The organism is Streptomyces regalis (assembly GCF_001509475.1).
GTDB lineage: Bacteria > Actinomycetota > Actinomycetes > Streptomycetales > Streptomycetaceae > Streptomyces > Streptomyces regalis.
In genome coordinates this window covers 1-19606 of record NZ_LLZG01000081.1, presented here as the reverse complement: position 1 = coordinate 19606, position 19606 = coordinate 1, and the positions used below count along the sequence as shown (strand labels likewise).

Here is a 19606-nt window from a genome sequence, read left to right as displayed (position 1 = left end):
CTATGAGGCTATCGCCAGGTCCGCCGGGCGGATCCGGAGGGCCTTCGCCCCGCGTTCGGTGGCGACGAGGAGGATGCCGTCGGGGGAGAGGTCGGCGGCGGTGAAGGACGTGTCGGAGATCAGCGCGGCGGCGGCACGCTCGTCCTCGGAGGGGCGCAGGACCTGCGTCAGGTCGGTGTCGGTGTCGCCGAGGTCCTCCGGTCGTACGAGCCCACGGACGAGCACCGCGGAACGGGACTCCTCGCGGGGATCGCCGATGGGGTGTGCGCCCGGTGTGCCCGCGGGTACGGCGAGGACGGCGACGGGGGTGGCCGGTCCCTCCGCACGGGGCAGGCTGCCCACGGTCACGGCGCTGATACCGAGCAGGGACAGGCTCCACAGGGTCTGCCAGGGCAGTTCCAGACCGAGTCGCTGATGTATCGCCTCGGCGTAGTCGGCCAGGCCGTCCTCGACGAACGCGGTCTCCAGGAGGGCGGCACGCAGCGTGGTCGGCGCCTGGGTGCGGGTCAGCAGGGGCGCCGTACGCAGGTATGTACGGGCCGGCGCGCCCAGCTCCTCAGCCGGTACGGCCTCGATGGCGGCGCGCAGCGGCACCGAGTCGGCGTGGACGAACAGCGCGGGATCCGTGAGCAGTTGAGGGAGCAGCCCGGCTTCCAGGGTGTGCCCGGCGATGTGGTCGCGCACATAGGGGTCGGCCTTGCTCCAGTCCTGCTCCGGCACAGCCTCCAGCAGGGCCATCGCGATCTGGGTCTGAGCGGCCGCAACGTTCGGCAGACCGGCGCGGATCTCGTCACCGAGGGCTGGGTGCAGCAGCCGTAGCAGCGTACGCCCGCCCTCCCCCTGCTCGCCCCCTGCCGCGTCCCCTCCCTGTTCCTGTTCCGCTTCCTGCTCCTCGGGCTGCACGAACGGCCCGGCCAGCAGCATCCCGCCCGCGATGGCCTGGCTCATGTCCTGCCCGGCGACCGTGCTCGCCAGCCGCGCCCACAGCTGGACAGGGATGCCGTCGGCCTCGGCCAGGGCCAGCGGTGTAAGCAGGAACCGCAGAGTCTGCGGGTCGGCGCCGAGTCGCTCGGCATGCAGGTCCAGCGCCTCCCCGACAGAGGTCGGCAAGTGCCTCTCGTCGGCCGGGTCGAAGCCTTCCGGCGCCATCAGGATGCAGGTGACGGCGAGTTGGACGACCAGCGGACTGGTCCCGGCCCGGCGACCGATGGCCGCTCCCAGCGCGAGGCGGGCGGCGGGATCCACGGTGAACGGCAGCTCGGGCGCCCCGAACTCCGGGTTCAGCGCCGCCTGGGCGTGCAGCACCAGGACCTCGGGATCGGCCCACTCCGGCTCGTCGAGATCAATGATCTGCATGGTGCCGGACGGCAGCCCCTCGGCCAACTCGGCGGCAAGCGGGCGTGGCACCTCGGCCAGCAGCCGGACCGTCTCGGTGGCGGCCAGGGGGGCGAGCACCTCCCGCACGAGCCGTGCGGACTCGCCCGCAGCCCGTACCGGACCGGCCCGGTCGACGTCCGGTACGACGACGGTCACCGGTTCGTCGAGTGCTGCCAGCTCGGCGTACACGCCCTCGATGCTGGTGGCATTCAGGTCGTAGTGGTCGGCGAGCAGCCACAGGACCTGGGCCGCGGTCAGCCCCTCGGCGGCGGGGACGGCCGGGACTGGCAGCTCCGGCGGCACCGTCGACGGATCCATCTCGTCCAGCGGCAGTTGCTTGCGGTACTCCGGCTCGCACAGCACCAGGAACCCGGTGAGCAGCCGCGAACGCCCGCTGCCGGAACCGCCGGTGACCACGACCACGCGCGGAGCGCCGGGCGCGGCCCCGCGCCATGCGGCGAGCGCGCGCAGTGCGGCGATCCGGCCGCCTATGTGGGGGTGCGGTGCGTAGTCCTCTGTCGAGCCGGTCATGGGTCCCCGTCCTCCGCCCTCGCGGACGCCTTCGCATACGACCCTGATCTTAGGCGCCGAGCCGGGCCCGGGGGCGAGTGGACGACCCCACCGCGAACGCCGAAGGCGACACCCGAAGCCGACCTACTCGGCCACCACTCCACCATTGTGCGGAGCCGGCTCCAGATCGAACTCCCCGTCCCGCGCCCCGAGTACGAACGCCCGCCACTCCGCCTCGGTGTACCGCAGCACGGTGTCGGGATCGAGGGACGACCGCATGGCCACCGCGCCCTCTGGCAGGTACGCGATCTCGACCCGCTCCTCGTGCTCCTCGGTACCGGGCGCGCACTGCCACTCGACCCCGGAGATGTCGAGGGCGTACAGCTCGTCCCGCTCCCGCTCCTTGCGCGCCTTGGTGTCCTCGGCCTGAGTCCCGACCTCGTTGTTCTGTGGCTCGGTAGCCTCGGTCATGCTGCTGGGCCTCTTCCTGACGTGCGAACGAAGTGTGCGTCTCAACCCTACTGGCGTGGGTGGGCCGGCACAGGTGCGTTGCGGATCAGGTGGTCGGCTCAGGTGCTCGGACGGGTGTGAATCTCGCCGCGCGCGACCCCGGGCGGAACCTCCACCTGACCGTCGTACTCGGCCATCGTCTTCTTCCAGATGGCGTCCTGCGCGGCCTCGTTCTGCTCGTGCGCCACGCCCATCCTGGCCAGGGCGGCCCCCATCCCGGCGATCCGCTCCGCCAGGCTGCCCATCGAGTCGTACATGCCGTCGCGCAGGCCCTCGTAGACGACTCCGAACTTCTCGCCGATGTCGTCGTCACCCCACGGCGGGGTGTCGCCCTTTTCGAGCGCGGTCAGCCCGTTCGTCAGCTTGGTCACGGCCTTGGAGAACTCCAGGCCGACATTGAACATGTGGAATCCCTCGGTCTTCAGTACCTCAGGATCGGAGTCCATGTAGTCCGACGGCACAACTGCCCCCCGTGGCTCGTCATTTCTGTCGCGGCTCAAGCTTAACGGCGACGGCCCGACGAGCCCCAGCCCCCGCGGACAACACACACGGACAACGAAGAGGGGCGGCACCCACGCGGGTACCGCCCCTCCTGCTCGACCGGTCGTCGAGCCGCCGCCACTCAGAACCGGTTCGGCAGCCACCCCGTCTGAATCAGCTGCCCACCGCGTCGGCGCGTGTGGAAGTACCCACGGCCGGGCGGCAGTTGCGTCGCCGTGATGTTGCCGAGCAGTGCGCCCTCCGCGCGGTCGCCGGAGAGCACGAGGCCCTGGGCGCCGAGCTCACGCAGGCGCTGCATCACCGGCTCGTACAGCGACCGGCTGGCACCGCCCGAGGCACGCGCGATGATGATGCGCAGGCCCACGTCACGGGCGAAGGGCAGGTACTCCAGGAGCGGGGCCAGCGGGTTCACGCCGGTCGCCACCAGGTCGTAGTCGTCGACGATGACGAACGCGTCCGGGCTGCTGTACCAGCTGCGGTTGCGCAGCTGCTCGGGCGTGACGTCCGGGCCCGGCATACGGCGGCTGAGCGAACCGGCCAGGCCCTCCAGCGTCTCCGAGAGCGCCGGCGCCGAGGCGCAGTACCGCGACAGGTGCGTCTCCGGGACGCCCTCCAGGTGGGCGCGCCGGTAGTCACCCATGACGATCTTCGCCTGGTCCGGCGTGTAGCGCTCACAGATCTGCTTGATGAGCAGCCGCAGCATCGCGGACTTACCGGACTCGCTCTCACCGAACACGATGAAGTGCGGGTCCGTCTCGAAGTCGACGAAGACCGGCGAGAGCGACGACTCGTCGATGCCGATCGCGACACCGCGCTCGGGGTGCTCGAAGCCCTTGGGCAGCCGGTCCGACGGCAGCATGGTGGGCAGCAGCCGTACGGCCGGAGCGTGGTTGCCCTGCCAGTTGTCGTTGATGCCGCGGATGAGGATCGACTGCGCCTCGGACAGGTCCTCCGTCTCCGAGGATCCGTCGACTCGGGGCAGCGCCGCCATGAAGTGCAGCTTGTCCTGGGTCAGACCACGGCCCGGGACGGTGGCGGGGACGTTCTGCGCGACCTTGCGGTCGATCTCCGACTCCGTCGGGTCACCGAGGCGCAGCTCGATCCGGTTCTGCAGCATGTCCTTGAGCGCGGGCCGCACTTCGGTGTAGCGGCTCGCCGTCAGGATCACGTGCACACCGAAGCCGAGGCCACGCGTGGCGATCTCCGTGACGGTGGCCTCGAGCATCTCGTAGTCCGTCTTGAAGGTCGCCCAGCCGTCGATGACGAGGAAGACGTCACCCCAGGGCTGGTCCGGCAGCTGGCCCGCGTTCCGGCGCTGCCGGTAGGTCTGCACCGAGTCGACGTTGTTCGCGCGGAAGTACTCCTCCCGCGCGTTCAGGATCCCCTCGACCTCGCTGACCGTACGGCGCACCTTCTCGGCGTCGAGACGGTTGGCGACCCCGCCGACGTGCGCCAGCTCCTCCATCGAGATCAGACCGCCACCGCCGAAGTCCAGGCAGTAGAACTGCACTTCGGAGGGGGTGTGGGTCAGGGCGAACGACGAGATGAGCGTGCGCAGCAGGGTCGACTTGCCGGACTGCGGACCACCGACGAACAGACCGTGACCGGCACCGCCCGCGAAGTCCCGGTACAGCACGTCACGCCGCTGCTCGAACGGCTTGTCCACCAGACCGACCGGCACGTTGAGCCGGCCGAGCGCCGTGTAGTCGGGCGCGGTCAGGCCGCGCTCCGGGCTGACGGCGAGCTGGGGCAGGAGCTGCTCCAGCGAGGGCGCCTCCTCCAGCGGGGGCAGCCACACCTGGTGGGCGGGCGGGCCCTGGTTGATCATCCGGCCGACGAGGACGTCGAGGACGGTGTCGGCGAGCGCGTCGTCCACCCGGTTGTCGGGCTCCGGCTCCTCGATCACCGGCTGCGGGGGCAGCGCCACCTGCTCCGCCGAGAACAGCGCGGGCCGCAGCTGCGTCGAGCGGTGCACCCGGGACGGGCCCTCGCCGTGGTACGGCCCCGACACGTACGCCGCCTTGAAGCGGACCATGGTGTCGGTGTCGTAGCGCAGGTAACCCGAGCCGGGGATCGACGGCAGGTGATAGGCGTCCGGGACACCGATCGCCGTACGGGACTCGGCGGCGGAGAAGGTACGCAGACCGATGCGGTACGACAGGTACGTGTCCAGGCCGCGCAGCTTGCCCTCCTCCAGGCGCTGCGACGCCAGGAGCAGGTGGACACCCAGCGAACGGCCGATACGACCGATCTGGATGAACATGTCGATGAAGTCCGGCTTGGCCGTGAGGAGTTCGGAAAACTCGTCGAGCACGATCACCAGCGAGGCCATCGGCTCCAGCGCGGCACCCGCCGCCCGGGCCTTCTCGTAGTCGTGCAGGTTGGCATAGTTGCCCGCCGAGCGCAGCAGCTCCTGACGGCGCTGCGTCTCACCCATGATCGAGTCACGCATACGGTCGACGAGGGTGAGGTCGTCCGCGAGGTTGGTGATCACGGCCGCGGTGTGCGGCATGTCCGCCATGCCCGCGAAGGTCGCGCCGCCCTTGAAGTCCGCGAGGATGAAGTTCAGCGTCTCCGAGGAGTGCGTCACCGCGAGACCGAGCACCAGCGTACGCAGCACCTCGGACTTACCGGAACCGGTGGCGCCGACGCACAGACCGTGCGGGCCCATGCCCTCCTGCGAGGCCTCCTTGAGGTCCAGCATGACCGGCTCGCCGTTCTCGCCGACACCGATCGGCACGCGCAGCCGCTCGTGCAGCGTACGAGGACGCCAGGTGCGGGAGACGTCGACGGTGCCCGCGTCGCCGATGCCCATGAGGTCGGTGAAGTCCAGGTTGGACAGAAGGGGTTCGCCCTCCTCCGCGGAGCCGACCCGGAAGGGGGCCAGCTGCCGCGCCAGCGACTCGGCCTGCGCCGGGTTCAGCAGGTCGGGCTTGCCGGTGTACGCGGACTCGTGGCCGACGAACAGCCGCATCCGGTCCGGCTTCACATACGCCGTCAGACCGGCGCGCAGCTCCTCCTCCAGTTCGCCGGGAGCGATCTCCAGGAAGGTGACACCCTGGAGTCCCTCGCTGCCGGCGAGCTCGGAGTCCGGCGGCACGGTGCCGCCGTCGAGCACCACGATCAGGTGCGGCTGGTCGTAGACGGGGGTCGCCTCACGGTTCCAGCGGGGCCTGTCGTCCAGCTGGTCCGCGAGCGCCTCCTCCAGCTCACCGAGGTCGTCGAAGAGGAGCCGGGCCGAGCCCGCTCCGTCCTTCGCCTTCGGGTGCTGGCTGTGCGGCAGCCACTTGATCCAGTCCCAGTCCGCCGCCGCGGAAGGGTGTGCCACCACGGCGATCAACAGGTCCTCGGGCGAGTGCAGCGTCGCCAACTGGGACAGGGTCGCACGGGCGTTGCCGTAGACCGTGTCGGTTTCTCCGCAGATCGTCACGTGGTAGAAGGCACGCAGCGAGATGGAGACGGGCAGGTCGTGCAGACTGCCGTGCGCGTCCAGGAAGGCCTTCATGGCCGCCGCGGTCAGCGGCTCCAACTCGTCCTTGGGAGCCGTCTCCGGCGCGACGAGCGGGGTGTTCAGCTGCTGGACACCGCGACCGATCCGTACGGACGCGAAGTCCGCGTCGATCGGACGCCGCTCCCACAGACGCCTGCTGTCCGCCGCCACCGCCCACAGCTGCTCCGGGTCGGGGTGCTGGAAGAGCTGGCTGCGGCGCTGCAGTTCAGCGGTCTTGTGCACGTCCTTGCGGACCTGCTCGAGGTAGCGGAAGTAGTCCCGCCGGTCCTGGGCCATGCCCGCCCCGGGGCCCTGGCGGGCCTTGGCGAACTGGGCGATCATCATGGCCAGGGTCGAGGCGAGCATGAGCCCACCGACGACCTTCATGTAGGACTGGCCGGCTGTGAAGAAGAAGGCGACGGAACCAAGCATGCCCATCATGGGCAGCATGTTCATCAGCATGCTGTCGTCGCCCTCGCGCGGAATCTCGGGCGGCGTCTCGAGTTTTACCTCGCCGTCCGGGACGGCCGGGGGCACTGTCCGCGGTGGTCGTTTGATGATGACGACGCTCACCGATGCACTCATCCTTCGCGATTGATACGTGATACGTCCTGGCACCGACGCCCCCGTGTACCGCGACGTGTTCTCGTTCGCGTAGGCGTCGTTCGCGTAGGCGTCGATCCTACTGATGCGTGGAGTGCCCGAGTGAGGCAGGCGGATGGAGATGCGGCGCAGGTCCTGGGAGGAATGGGGGAGGTAGGTCCTGTGCCGGGTGCCGCAACGGATATGGTGGCGCTCCGCGTCGTACGAGCGGCGCGAGGAAGCCTTGTCTAGCAGGGGGAACACCAGGTGAGCACGGGGACTTCGACAGGTTTCTGCCGAATCACCATCGCAGCACCGGACAGCCGTGTAGATGTCGCGCTGCCGGAGGACCTGCCGATCCAGGACCTCTTTCCTGAGATCATCAGGCTCTCGGGCCTGGTCCAGTCGGACACCAGCCCCTCCGGTTATCACCTTGTGACCCGCGAGGGCCAAGTACTCGACGCGAGCCGTTCGTTGCTCGAGCACCGGGTCAGAGACGGCGAGGTGCTGCTGCTGCGCACTTTCGCCGATTCGCTGCCGCCGGCCGTCCACGACGACGTGGTGGACGCGATCGCCGCCGCGGTCAAGCAGGACATGCGCAGCTGGAACGACAACCTGATGCGGGTGGCCGGCCTCGTCGCGGGGTCGCTGCTGCTGATCATGCTCGGCTTCGTCTTCTGGTTCGCGGATCCGATCCGGCACGACATGCACGGCCTCCAGGGCATCCTCGCCGGCGTGACCGCGCTCGCCCTGACGGCACTCGCCGGTGTGCGGGCCCGGGTCTACGAGGACCGGGGCTCCGCCGTCGCGCTCGGCATCTCGGCGCTGCCGCACGCGCTCATCGCTGGCTCCGGTGCCATCGCCCAGGACGCGGGTGAAGGGCCCGGCCGGATCCAGTTCCTCGTCGGCTGTGTCGCCGTACTCCTCTTCTCCGTCGTACTGATCATGCTGCTGCCGCAGGGAGACGCCCCGTTCGTGGCCGCCGCGCTGGCCTCCGCGATCGGCACGCTCGCCGTGTTCTGCGGTGTGCTCACCCAGGCGGAGCCGCGGGAGATCGCCGCCGGCACCTCGGTCGTCGCCCTCGCGGTCGTCGGCTTCCTGCCCGGCTGGTCGGCCCGCTTCGCCAAGCTGCCGATCGGCTTCCGCAACCCCGAGGACCTCGCCCGGGCCCGTCGTGAAGGCGACGAGGGCGACCTCGAGGCCGTCGACGTCCAGCGCATCGTCGCCCAGACCAGCCGCGGCCACGAACTGCTGCTCGGCCTGGTCGGCGGTTGCGCCGCCGTCATCATCGGCGCGGGCGGCGCGGTGCTCGGCTTCAGCAGCAGCGGCTGGGCCCAGCTGCTGGCCCTGTGCACCGGCCTCGCCGCGATGCTGCGGGCGCGGCTGTTCCGCTACACCGCCCAGGTGACCTGCCTGTTCGTGGCCGGTGTCGTCACCCTCGCCCTGCTGGTCCTCGGCCTCGCGATCTCGCCGCCGGCCGACATCATCATGGAGCTGCTCCAGAACAACTCCGGCCCGGTCAACGTACGGACCCTGTGGCTCGGCGCCTCGGTCGGGGCCGGCGTGCTGCTGCTGATCGCGATCGCCCTGATCGTGCCGAAGAAGGGGCTCTCCCCCTTCTGGGGCCGCATGCTGGACCTCGCCGACTCGCTGGTGCTGCTGTCCCTGGTGCCGATCTGCCTGGCCGTCCTCGACATCTACGCCAAGGTCCGCGGCGGTCTCTGACCTGCGCGGCACCGCGGGGGAGCGCCGGTCAGGGGCGTGCCCGTGTGCTGGTACGCTGTGTAACGGCCGTTTGTGTACGCGCCTCCGGGTTCGCCTGGGGGATGCGCCCAGCGGATCCCCGCCTCCCGAGTAACGGAAGCTCCCCCGAGACACAGACCGGGGGCACTCGGTGGCCACTCAAAGACTACGAGGAGTACGCGTGCCGCTCGACGCCGCTACGAAGAAGCAGATCATCACCGAGTTCGGCCAGAAGGAGGGCGACACCGGCTCCCCCGAGGTCCAGGTCGCCATGCTTTCGCGCCGGATCTCGGACCTGACCGAGCACCTCAAGACCCACAAGCACGACCACCACTCCCGTCGTGGTCTGCTGATCCTGGTCGGTCAGCGTCGCCGCCTTCTCCAGTACCTGGCGAAGAAGGACATCCAGCGCTTCCGTACGCTGGTCGACCGCCTCGGCATCCGCCGTGGTGCGGCGGGCGCCAAGTAAGACGCCGTGAGGGGAGCGGTTCCCGGAGAGATCGGGAGCCGCTCCCTTTGCTGTACGTGCGGAACGTCAACCGTGCGTGCGGAAACATGCGGAGTGTCACACGCGCTTTGTAGTGTGGTAGCACAACGCCATACGGACGACACAGCACGACAAGAAGAGGAGAAGCGCGCCTAGCCGCCGCCGGTCCTCGGTAGTGGCCCCCGGGGGAAGCGAGCCCCGGGTGCTTCGATCGAAGACCGGCCCGCACCGCACGGAGCGCTTCTCCGCAGCCGTCCCCCTGCCACACGGGCAGCGACGGGACGAAAGACGACAAGTATCGGAGAAAACGCTAGTGGAGAACGAGACCCACTACGCCGAGGCCGTTATCGACAACGGTTCCTTCGGCACCCGCACCATCCGCTTCGAGACGGGCCGCCTGGCCAAGCAGGCCGCCGGCTCCGCCGTGGCGTACCTGGACGACGACACCATGGTGCTGTCGGCCACCACCGCCTCCAAGAACCCCAAGGACCAGCTCGACTTCTTCCCCCTGACGGTGGACGTCGAGGAGCGGATGTACGCCGCCGGCAAGATCCCCGGCAGCTTCTTCCGGCGTGAGGGCCGGCCGTCCGAGGACGCCATCCTCACCTGCCGCCTCATCGACCGCCCGCTGCGCCCGTCCTTCAAGAAGGGCCTGCGCAACGAGATCCAGGTCGTCGCCACGATCATGGCGCTCAACCCCGACCACCTGTACGACGTCGTGGCGATCAACGCCGCGTCCGCGTCCACGCAGCTGGCCGGTCTGCCCTTCTCCGGCCCGATCGGCGGCGTCCGCGTCGCGCTGATCAACGGCCAGTGGGTGGCCTTCCCGACGCACTCCGAGCTCGAGGACGCCGTCTTCGACATGGTCGTCGCGGGCCGCACCCTGGAGGACGGCGATGTCGCGATCATGATGGTCGAGGCCGAGGCCACCGAGAAGACCATCCAGCTGGTCAAGGGCGGCGCCGAGGCTCCGACCGAGGAGGTCGTCGCCGCCGGTCTGGAGGCCGCGAAGCCCTTCATCAAGGTCCTGTGCAAGGCCCAGGCCGACCTCGCCGCGAAGGCCGCCAAGCCGACCGGCGAGTTCCCGATCTTCCTGGACTACCAGGACGACGTCCTCGAGGCCCTCACCGCCGCCGTCAAGCCGGAGCTCGCCTCCGCGCTGACCATCGCCGGCAAGCAGGAGCGCGAGTCCGAGCTGGACCGCGTCAAGGCGCTCGCCGCCGAGAAGCTCCTGCCGGAGTTCGAGGGCCGCGAGAAGGAGATCTCCGCCGCGTACCGCTCGCTGACCAAGACCCTGGTCCGTGAGCGCGTCATCAAGGAGAAGAAGCGCATCGACGGCCGCGGTGTCACCGACATCCGCACGCTGGCCGCCGAGGTCGAGGCCATCCCGCGCGTGCACGGCTCCGCGGTGTTCGAGCGTGGCGAGACCCAGATCCTGGGCGTCACCACCCTCAACATGCTCCGCATGGAGCAGCAGCTGGACACCCTCTCCCCGGTGACCCGCAAGCGCTACATGCACAACTACAACTTCCCGCCGTACTCCACCGGCGAGACCGGCCGCGTCGGCTCCCCGAAGCGCCGCGAGATCGGCCACGGCGCCCTCGCCGAGCGCGCCCTCGTGCCGGTCCTGCCGACGCGCGAGGAGTTCCCCTACGCGATCCGCCAGGTCTCCGAGGCGCTGAGCTCCAACGGCTCGACGTCCATGGGCTCGGTCTGCGCCTCCACCATGTCGCTGCTGAACGCCGGTGTGCCGCTCAAGGCCCCCGTCGCCGGTATCGCCATGGGTCTGATCTCCCAGGAGATCGAGGGCGAGACGCACTACGTCACCCTCACCGACATCCTCGGTGCGGAGGACGCCTTCGGCGACATGGACTTCAAGGTCGCCGGCACCAAGGAGTTCGTGACCGCCCTCCAGCTCGACACCAAGCTGGACGGCATCCCGGCCTCCGTCCTGGCCGCCGCCCTGAAGCAGGCCCGTGACGCCCGCCTCCACATCCTCGACGTGATGATGGAAGCGATCGACACGCCGGACGAGATGTCCCCGAACGCCCCGCGGATCATCACCGTCAAGATCCCCGTGGACAAGATCGGCGAGGTCATCGGCCCCAAGGGCAAGATGATCAACCAGATCCAGGAGGACACCGGCGCCGAGATCACGATCGAGGACGACGGCACGATCTACATCGGTGCCGCTGACGGCCCGTCCGCCGAGGCCGCCCGCACCACGATCAACGGCATCGCCAACCCGACGATGCCCGAGGTCGGCGAGCGCTACCTGGGCACGGTCGTGAAGACGACCACCTTCGGTGCGTTCGTCTCGCTCCTGCCCGGCAAGGACGGTCTGCTGCACATCTCGCAGATCCGCAAGCTGGCCGGCGGCAAGCGCGTGGAGAACGTCGAGGACGTCCTCGGTGTGGGCCAGAAGGTCCAGGTCGAGATCGCCGAGATCGACTCCCGCGGCAAGCTCTCCCTCATCCCCGTGATCGAGGGCGAGGGCGAGTCCGACAGCGACTCCGCCGACGACAAGAAGGACGACGCCGACAAGTGACGTCGAGTAGCTCCACGGCGACGGCCCGCACCTCTTCGGAGGCGCGGGCCGTCGCCCGTACCCAAACCCTGATCAAGGGCGCAGGCGGCATCGGCACGGTCCGCAAGACCACCCTCCCGGGCGGCCTGCGCGTCGTCACCGAGACCCTGCCCTCGGTCCGCTCGGCGACCTTCGGCATCTGGGCACACGTCGGCTCCCGCGACGAGACCCCGGCCCTGAACGGCGCCACGCACTACCTGGAGCACCTGCTCTTCAAGGGCACCACCCGCAGGTCCGCCCTGGACATCTCCTCCGCCATCGACGCCGTCGGCGGCGAGATGAACGCGTTCACGGCGAAGGAGTACACGTGCTACTACGCGCGCGTGCTCGACGCCGACCTGCCGCTGGCCATAGACGTCGTCTGCGACATGCTGACGGGCTCGCTCATCCTCGAAGAGGACGTCAACGTCGAGCGGGGCGCCATCCTCGAAGAGATCGCCATGACCGAGGACGACCCGGGCGACTGCGTGCACGACCTGTTCGCGCACACCATGTTCGGCGACAACCCCCTCGGCCGCCCGGTCCTCGGCACGGTCGACACGGTCAACGCCCTCACCGCCGACCGCATCCGCCGCTTCTACAAGAAGCACTACGACCCGACCCACCTGGTCGTGGCGGCCGCGGGCAACATCGACCACAACAAGGTCGTACGGCAGGTCCGCGCGGCCTTCGAGAAGGCGGGCGCCCTCAAGAGCCTGGACGCCACGCCCATCGCCCCGCGCGACGGCCGCCGCGCCCTGCGCACCGCGGGCCGCGTCGAGCTCATCGGCCGCAAGACCGAGCAGGCGCACGTCGTCCTCGGCATGCCCGGACTGTCCCGCACGGACGAGCGCCGCTGGGCCCTGGGCGTCCTGAACACGGCACTGGGCGGCGGCATGTCCTCCCGTCTGTTCCAGGAGGTCCGCGAGAAGCGCGGCCTGGCCTACAGCGTGTACTCGTACACCTCCGGCTTCGCCGACTGCGGTCTGTTCGGCGTGTACGCGGGCTGCAGGCCGTCGCAGGTGCACGACGTGCTGAAGATCTGCCGCGACGAACTCGACCACGTCGCCGAACACGGCCTGCCCGACGACGAGATCGGCCGCGCCATCGGCCAGCTCAAGGGCTCCACCGTCCTCGGCCTGGAGGACACCGGCGCGCTCATGAACCGCATCGGCAAGAGCGAGCTGTGCTGGGGCGAGCAGATGTCCGTCGACGACATGCTGGCCCGGATAGCGTCGGTCACCCCGGACGACGTCCGCGCGGTCGCCCGCGAGATCCTGGGACAGCGGCCCTCGCTGTCGGTCATCGGCCCGCTGAAGGACAAGCAGGCGTCCCGGCTGCACGACGCGGTCGCCTGACCCGCCCGCCCTCGGAACATCCGACGTAAGGAACCAAGACAGATGAGCAAGCTGCGCGTGGCGGTCCTCGGTGCCAAGGGCCGTATCGGCTCCGAGGCCGTACGGGCGGTCGAGGCCGCCGAGGACATGGAGCTGGTCGCCGCCCTGAGCCGGGGCGACAAGCTGGAGACCCTGGCGGAGACGGGCGCCCAGGTCGCCGTCGAACTGACCACGCCGGACTCGGTGATGGCCAACCTCGACTACTGCGTCGGCCACGGCATCCACGCCGTCGTAGGCACGACGGGCTGGACCGACGAGCGCCTCGCGCAGCTGAACGGCTGGCTCGACCGCTCCCCGGAGACCGGCGTCCTCATCGCGCCGAACTTCTCCATCGGGGCCGTCCTGACGATGAAGTTCGCGCAGATCGCGGCGCCCTACTTCGAGTCGGTCGAGGTGGTCGAGCTGCACCACCCGAAGAAGGTGGACGCCCCGAGCGGTACGGCCACGCGCACCGCCCAGCTCATCGCCGAGGCCCGCCGCGCCGCCGGCACGGCCCCGGCACCGGACGCCACGACCACGGCCCTGGACGGCGCGCGCGGCGCGAACGTCGACGGCGTCCCGGTCCACGCGGTCCGCCTGCGCGGCCTCCTGGCCCACCAGGAGGTCCTCCTCGGTGGCGAGGGCGAGACCCTCACCATCCGCCACGACTCCCTCCACCACAGCAGCTTCATGCCGGGCATCCTGCTCGGCGCGCGCCGCGTGGTGACCACTCCGGGCCTGACCTTCGGCCTGGAGCACTTCCTGGACCTCGGCTGACACGAGGCCCTGAGAACATGCGCGCGAAGATCTCCTACGCCATAACGGCCGCCGTCCTGGTCGTCTACTTCGTCCTGGTCGGCAGCCGTGGCGTGATGCTCATCCAGTCCGGCACGGTCCTCACCGTCACCTTCGGGGTGGCGGTGCTGATCCTGCCGGTGATCGGCCTGTGGTTCCTGTGGAAGAACACCCAGTTCGTCCGCAAGGCCAACGCCCTCGCCGCCGCCCTCGACGCCGAGGGCGGCCTGCCCGTCGACGAGCTGAAGCGCACCCCCGGCGGCCGCATCGACCGTGACTCGGCCGACGAGGTCTTCGCCAGGCGCAAGGCCGAGACGGAAGCCGCCCCCGACGACTGGCGCAGCTGGTTCCGCCTCGCCATCGCCTATCACGACGCCCGCGACACCCCGCGCGCCCGCAAGGCGATGCAGAGGGCCATCGCCCTGCACGAGGGCAGGACCGTCGAGGCCTGAGCCGTACGACGACTGCGCCGTACGACGACTGCTCAGGCATACGCGAAGGGGCCGGCCCGCACTCGCTGCGGACCGGCCCCTTCGACGTACGTCCCCTCGGGTCAGCCGCGCGGGCTCTCCGCGGCCCACGCCTCGATCGCGTCGGCGGCCCGGTCGAATGCTGCGACCCGCCCCAGGAAGTCCGCATTGTGCGTGGTCATCAGCACCGGCATGTCATCCGCCGCACGACCCCGCTGTACGAGCATCAGCGCCTGCCCCTGCACCGTCCGCGGCAGCCCCAGCCAGCGCACCGGCTGCTGCACCGTCCGCACGGCGTCGACCTGCTCCCAGGGCGTCGTACGAGTCATGAGGAACCCCACTTGGCGCAGCCCGCGCGCGCTGACCCACACGCCCATGCGCAGCAGCCGCAGGGCACCGGCAATGACGAGCAGCGCGATGCCGAAGACGACAGCCGCCTCGGTCACCGTGCCGGTCAGGGCGATGATGACCGCGGCGAACAGCACGTACGAGGCGAGCAGCAGCCACAGTGCTGCCACGCCCACCCGCCAGGGACCGGGACGGTAGGGGCGCCGCCAGCGGTCACGGTCCTCGAAGGGCAGCGCGACATCGTCGGCTGCCTCGAATGCGCGGTCGGCCGTCAGGAAGGGCAGGGGCACGGCTGGTCCTCACTCATCCATGCGTGGGCTGTGCCCGGTGAGGTTATCGACCGGCGTCCCTGGTCACCACTCTTGGGGGTCCGGTTGAGTCAGCGCCCCTGGGAGGCCTGTGACTGCTGAGTCCGAGTGGCGGTGTCGGTGGACAGCGCCGGCATGCCGAGCACCAGTGAGCCCACCAGCCCGGCGACGATGGTGAGTCCCAGCAGCCAGCGCCCGGCTATCTGACCGATGGACGCCCGCTCAGGGGGTGGGGGAGTGACATCGCTGCGGAACCTGTCAGCCTCGGCAAGGAAGGCGAACGGGACGGGCTCGCGCCGACGGAACATCGGAGGCTTCTCCTCTCGGGGTCGTGTGGGTGACCGTCACCAACACAGACGGGCGAGCGCCCCAAGAGGTGCCCGGTTTCGCCGAATTCACAGAAATTCGCCGAAGTTCGCCGCCGTATGTCGCGACCCGGCACCGAACGCCCCGTTGTCAGTGCCGGGCCGTAGAGTGGGCGCCGCCCAGCGAAGTGATGGAAGGACCCTCCGAGCCGTGACCGACACCCCCGCCGACGACCTCAAGCCCAGCTTCCGCAGCGACGTCACCGTCGAGCTGGTCAAGCACAGCGCGGCCGACTCCGACGTGCTGTGGGCCGCCCGCGTCTCCACCGCCGGTGAGCAGTCCCTGGAGGAGCTGCAGAAGGACCCCGAGCGCTCCAAGGGCCTGATCAACTACCTGATGCGGGACCGGCACGGCAGCCCCTTCGAGCACAACTCGATGACCTTCTTCATCAGTGCCCCGATCTTCGTCTTCCGCGAGTTCATGCGGCACCGCGTGGGCTGGTCGTACAACGAGGAGAGCGGCCGCTACCGCGAGCTCCAGCCCGTCTTCTACGTCCCCGGCGAGTCCCGCAAGCTGGTCCAGGAGGGCCGCCCCGGCAAGTACGTCTTCGTCGAAGGCACCCAGGCCCAGCAGGAGCTGGTCGGCCGAGTCATGGAGGACTCGTACCGGGAGTCGTACGAGGCCTACCAGGAGATGCTCGCCGCCGGCGTCGCCCGCGAGGTCGCCCGCGCGGTCCTCCCGGTCGGCCTGTTCTCCTCGATGTACGCCACCTGTAACGCCCGCTCCCTGATGCACTTCCTCGGCCTGCGCACCCAGCACGAGCTGGCCAAGGTCCCGTCCTTCCCGCAGCGGGAGATCGAGATGGTCGGCGAGAAGATGGAGGCGGAGTGGGCCAAGCTCATGCCGCTGACGTACGCCGCCTTCAATGCGAACGGTCGTGTGGCGCCGTAACGCAGCCAAGTTCGCCGACCGGGCAGGGCCGCACGGACCAGCCTCACGAAGTGTCCGTATTGCGGCATTTAGAGAAGTTCATCTAGCCTGATCAAACGGACCCGGCACTGCTTGAACCCCCGAGCAGGCAGTGCCGGGTTCCATCTTTGTCCGGACTTTTCCGTACCCCCCTAGGGCAGACCAGGCCGTGCGCAACGAGTAGCGTGTAACCCATGGCTCCGACCTCCACTCCGCAGACCCCCTTCGGGCGGGTCCTCACCGCCATGATCACGCCCTTCACGGCGGACGGCGCACTTGATCTCGACGGCGCGCAGCGGCTCGCCACGCACCTGGTGGACGCAGGCAACGACGGCCTGATCATCAACGGCACCACCGGTGAGTCGCCCACCACCAGTGACGCGGAGAAATCGGACCTGGTACGAGCGGTACTGGAGGCAGTCGGAGACCGTGCCCACGTCGTGGCCGGCGTCGGCACCAACGACACCCACCACAGCCTCGAGCTCGCCCGCACGGCGGAGAAGGTGGGCGCACACGGGCTCCTGGTGGTCACGCCGTACTACAACAAGCCCCCGCAGGAGGGCCTGTACCGGCACTTCAAGGCCATCGCCGACGCCACCGAGCTGCCGGTCATGCTCTACGACATCCCCGGCCGCAGCGGCGTCCCGATCAACACCGAGACGATCGTCCGCCTCGCCGAGCACCCGCGGATCGTCGCCAACAAGGACGCCAAGGGCGACCTCGGCCGAGCCAGCTGGGCCATCGCCCGCTCCGGCCTCGCCTGGTACTCCGGCGACGACATGCTGAACCTGCCGCTGCTCTCCGTGGGCGCGGTCGGTTTCGTCTCGGTCGTCGGTCACGTGGTCACCCCGGATCTGCGCGCGCTCGTCGAGGCGTACGTCTCCGGCGACGTCCAGAAGGCCACCGAGATCCACCAGAAGCTGCTCCCGGTCTACACCGGCATGTTCCGCACCCAGGGCGTCATGACCACCAAGGCCGCGCTCGCCCTCCAGGGCCTGCCCGCCGGACCACTGCGCGCGCCGATGGCGGAGTGCTCACCCGAGGAGATCGAGCAGCTCAAGATCGATCTTGCTGCAGGCGGGGTACAGCTCTAGCACGAGACTTCGCGCGCCCGGGCGCGCACCAGACTTCACAACTGAATAGGCAGGCCACCGGTGCCTGCACCCCACAACGACAACTGCTTCTGCACGAACGTCACGCGCGCCACGTGCCCAACCGGTACGTGGCGCGCGTGGTGAGGAGAGTCTTTTGAGTCATCCGCATCCTGAACTCAGCGCGCCCCCGCCGCTCCCCGAAGGCGGCCTGCGGGTCACCCCGCTCGGCGGCCTCGGCGAAATCGGCCGAAACATGACGGTCTTCGAGTACGGCGGCCGCCTGTTGATCGTCGACTGCGGAGTGCTCTTCCCAGAGGAGGAGCAGCCCGGAATCGACCTGATCCTGCCGGACTTCTCGTCCATCCGGGACCGCCTCGACGACATCGAGGGCATCGTCCTCACCCATGGCCACGAGGACCACATCGGCGGCGTCCCCTTCCTCCTCCGTGAGAAGCCGGACATCCCGCTGATCGGCTCCAAGCTGACCCTCGCCCTCATCGAGGCCAAGCTCCAGGAGCACCGCATCCGCCCGTACACCCTCGAGGTGGCGGAGGGTAACCGCGAGCGCATCGGCCCCTTCGACTGCGAGTTCGTCGCGGTCAATCACTCCATCCCGGACGCCTTGGCGGTCGCGATCCGCACACCCGCCGGCATGGTGGTCCACACAGGCGACTTCAAGATGGACCAGCTACCGCTGGACAACCGTCTGACGGATCTCCACGCCTTCGCGCGCCTGAGTGAGGAGGGAATCGACCTCCTCCTCTCCGACTCCACGAACGCGGAGGTCCCGGGCTTCACCGCGCACGAGCGCGACATCTCCAACGTCCTGCGCCAGGTCTTTGCGGGCGCTCGCAAGCGGATCATCGTGGCAAGCTTCGCCAGCCACATCCACCGCATCCAGCAGATCCTGGACGCGGCCCACGAGTACGGCCGCCGGGTCGCCTTCGTCGGCCGCTCGATGGTCCGCAACATGGGCATCGCCAGGGACCTGGGCTACCTGAAGGTCCCCCCGGGCCTGGTGGTCGACGTCAAGACGCTCGACGACCTCCCGGACAGCGAGGTCGTGCTGGTCTGCACGGGCTCGCAGGGCGAGCCGATGGCAGCCCTGTCGAGGATGGCGAACAGGGACCACCAGATCCGGATCGTCCAAGGCGACACCGTGATTCTCGCGTCCTCCCTGATCCCCGGCAACGAGAACGCGGTCTACCGCGTGATCAACGGCCTGACCCGCTGGGGCGCCAACGTCGTCCACAAGGGCAACGCCAAGGTCCACGTCTCGGGCCACGCCTCGGCCGGCGAGCTGCTGTACTTCTACAACATCTGCCGCCCGAAGAACCTGATGCCGGTGCACGGCGAATGGCGCCACCTGCGCGCCAACGCCGAACTCGGCGCCCTGACCGGCGTCCCGCACGACCGCATCGTCATCGCCGAGGACGGCGTCGCCGTCGACCTCATCGAGGGCAGGGCGAAGATCTCCGGCAAGGTGCAGGCGGGTTACGTGTACGTCGACGGCCTGTCGGTCGGCGACGTGGGCGAACCGGCGCTCAAGGACCGCAAGATCCTGGGCGACGAGGGCATCATCTCGGTCTTCGTGGTGGTGGACTCCTCCACCGGCAAGATCACGGGCGGCCCGCACATCCAGGCCCGCGGCTCCGGCATCGAGGACTCCGCCTTCGGGGAGGTCATCCCGAAGATCACGGAGACGCTGGAGCGGTCGGCCCAGGACGGCGTGGTCGAACCCCACCAGCTGCAGCAGCTGGTGCGCCGCTCCCTGGGCAAGTGGGTCTCGGACACCTATCGCCGCAGGCCGATGATCCTCCCTGTGGTGGTGGAGGTCTGACGGTCCGTCGGACGCACGACCGTGTGAACCCGGAGCGGGGCGCCTCGATTTGCATCGAGGCGCCCCGCTCCAGTACGTTTACGGCTCCGCCTGAACGGGAACCCGGCCACCTCGTGCGCCGGAACCAGTCCCCGCAGGGGGCGGGAATTCCGACTCAGAATCTCTGATAAAGTCGGAACCGCCGGAAAGGGAAACGCGAGAGCGGAAACCTGGAAAGCGCCGAGGAAATCGGATCGAAAAGATCTGATAGAGTCGGAAACGCAAGACCGAAGGGAAGCGCCCGGAGGAAAGCCCGAGAGGGTGAGTACAAAGGAAGCGTCCGTTCCTTGAGAAC

At 69.3% G+C, this 19606-nt stretch carries 15 protein-coding genes; 9 read left to right on the top strand and 6 right to left on the bottom strand.

What is annotated here, in order from left to right:
* The 4 genes from ADL12_RS13365 to eccCa all read right to left on the bottom strand — a co-directional run bounded on the left by ADL12_RS13365 (position 1) and on the right by eccCa (position 6961).
* Complete coding sequence (locus ADL12_RS13365; RefSeq protein WP_062701905.1) at positions 1-1908, bottom strand: hypothetical protein; 1908 nt, start codon at positions 1906-1908, stop codon at positions 1-3.
* A gap of 123 nt (positions 1909-2031) precedes the next feature.
* Positions 2032-2358, bottom strand: a complete 327-nt coding sequence (locus ADL12_RS13360; protein ID WP_062701903.1) for a DUF397 domain-containing protein — start codon at positions 2356-2358, stop codon at positions 2032-2034.
* Between the two features lie 98 nt (positions 2359-2456).
* On the bottom strand, positions 2457-2843 hold the full coding sequence (locus ADL12_RS13355) for a hypothetical protein (protein ID WP_063806660.1): 387 nt from the start codon (positions 2841-2843) through the stop codon (positions 2457-2459).
* A gap of 176 nt (positions 2844-3019) precedes the next feature.
* Complete coding sequence (gene eccCa, locus ADL12_RS13350; RefSeq protein ID WP_062701901.1) at positions 3020-6961, bottom strand: type VII secretion protein EccCa; 3942 nt, start codon at positions 6959-6961, stop codon at positions 3020-3022.
* Between the two features lie 276 nt (positions 6962-7237).
* Between eccCa and eccD the strand changes: the two genes are divergently transcribed.
* The 6 genes from eccD to ADL12_RS13320 all read left to right on the top strand — a co-directional run bounded on the left by eccD (position 7238) and on the right by ADL12_RS13320 (position 14389).
* On the top strand, positions 7238-8695 hold the full coding sequence (gene eccD, locus ADL12_RS13345) for a type VII secretion integral membrane protein EccD (RefSeq protein ID WP_079052018.1): 1458 nt from the start codon (positions 7238-7240) through the stop codon (positions 8693-8695).
* Positions 8696-8894: 199 nt separating this feature from the next.
* On the top strand, positions 8895-9182 hold the full coding sequence (gene rpsO / locus ADL12_RS13340; protein WP_062701899.1) for a 30S ribosomal protein S15: 288 nt from the start codon (positions 8895-8897) through the stop codon (positions 9180-9182).
* A gap of 331 nt (positions 9183-9513) precedes the next feature.
* Complete coding sequence (locus ADL12_RS13335; RefSeq protein ID WP_062701897.1) at positions 9514-11748, top strand: polyribonucleotide nucleotidyltransferase; 2235 nt, start codon at positions 9514-9516, stop codon at positions 11746-11748.
* Positions 11745-13124 (top strand): M16 family metallopeptidase, encoded by a 1380-nt coding sequence (locus ADL12_RS13330; RefSeq protein ID WP_062701896.1) that lies wholly within the window; start codon positions 11745-11747, stop codon positions 13122-13124. Before ADL12_RS13335 ends, ADL12_RS13330 begins: the two co-directional genes overlap by 4 nt.
* 42 nt (positions 13125-13166) lie before the next feature.
* Positions 13167-13919 carry a 4-hydroxy-tetrahydrodipicolinate reductase gene (gene dapB / locus ADL12_RS13325; RefSeq protein WP_062701894.1) on the top strand — a complete coding sequence of 251 codons (753 nt, stop codon included), beginning with the start codon at positions 13167-13169 and terminating at the stop codon, positions 13917-13919.
* Between the two features lie 17 nt (positions 13920-13936).
* On the top strand, positions 13937-14389 hold the full coding sequence (locus tag ADL12_RS13320; RefSeq protein ID WP_062701892.1) for a tetratricopeptide repeat protein: 453 nt from the start codon (positions 13937-13939) through the stop codon (positions 14387-14389).
* Between the two features lie 101 nt (positions 14390-14490).
* On the opposite strand, the gene ADL12_RS13315 is transcribed toward ADL12_RS13320, so the two are convergent.
* Both ADL12_RS13315 and ADL12_RS13310 read right to left on the bottom strand, forming a co-directional pair.
* A complete protein-coding gene (locus tag ADL12_RS13315; RefSeq protein ID WP_062701890.1) occupies positions 14491-15045 on the bottom strand; it encodes a hypothetical protein in 555 nt (184 codons plus the stop codon).
* An 89-nt stretch (positions 15046-15134) separates the two neighbouring features.
* Complete coding sequence (locus tag ADL12_RS13310; protein ID WP_062701888.1) at positions 15135-15371, bottom strand: hypothetical protein; 237 nt, start codon at positions 15369-15371, stop codon at positions 15135-15137.
* Between the two features lie 208 nt (positions 15372-15579).
* Between ADL12_RS13310 and thyX the strand changes: the two genes are divergently transcribed.
* From thyX to ADL12_RS13295, 3 genes are all read left to right on the top strand, one after another.
* Positions 15580-16320, top strand: coding sequence for an FAD-dependent thymidylate synthase (gene thyX, locus ADL12_RS13305; RefSeq protein ID WP_062701886.1), 741 nt, complete (start codon positions 15580-15582; stop codon positions 16318-16320).
* A 212-nt stretch (positions 16321-16532) separates the two neighbouring features.
* A complete protein-coding gene (dapA, locus tag ADL12_RS13300) occupies positions 16533-17432 on the top strand; it encodes a 4-hydroxy-tetrahydrodipicolinate synthase (RefSeq protein ID WP_062701884.1) in 900 nt (299 codons plus the stop codon).
* A gap of 154 nt (positions 17433-17586) precedes the next feature.
* Entirely contained in the window at positions 17587-19272 is a 1686-nt protein-coding gene (locus ADL12_RS13295) for a ribonuclease J (RefSeq protein WP_062701882.1), read from the top strand.
* Positions 19273-19606 lie beyond the last annotated feature (334 nt).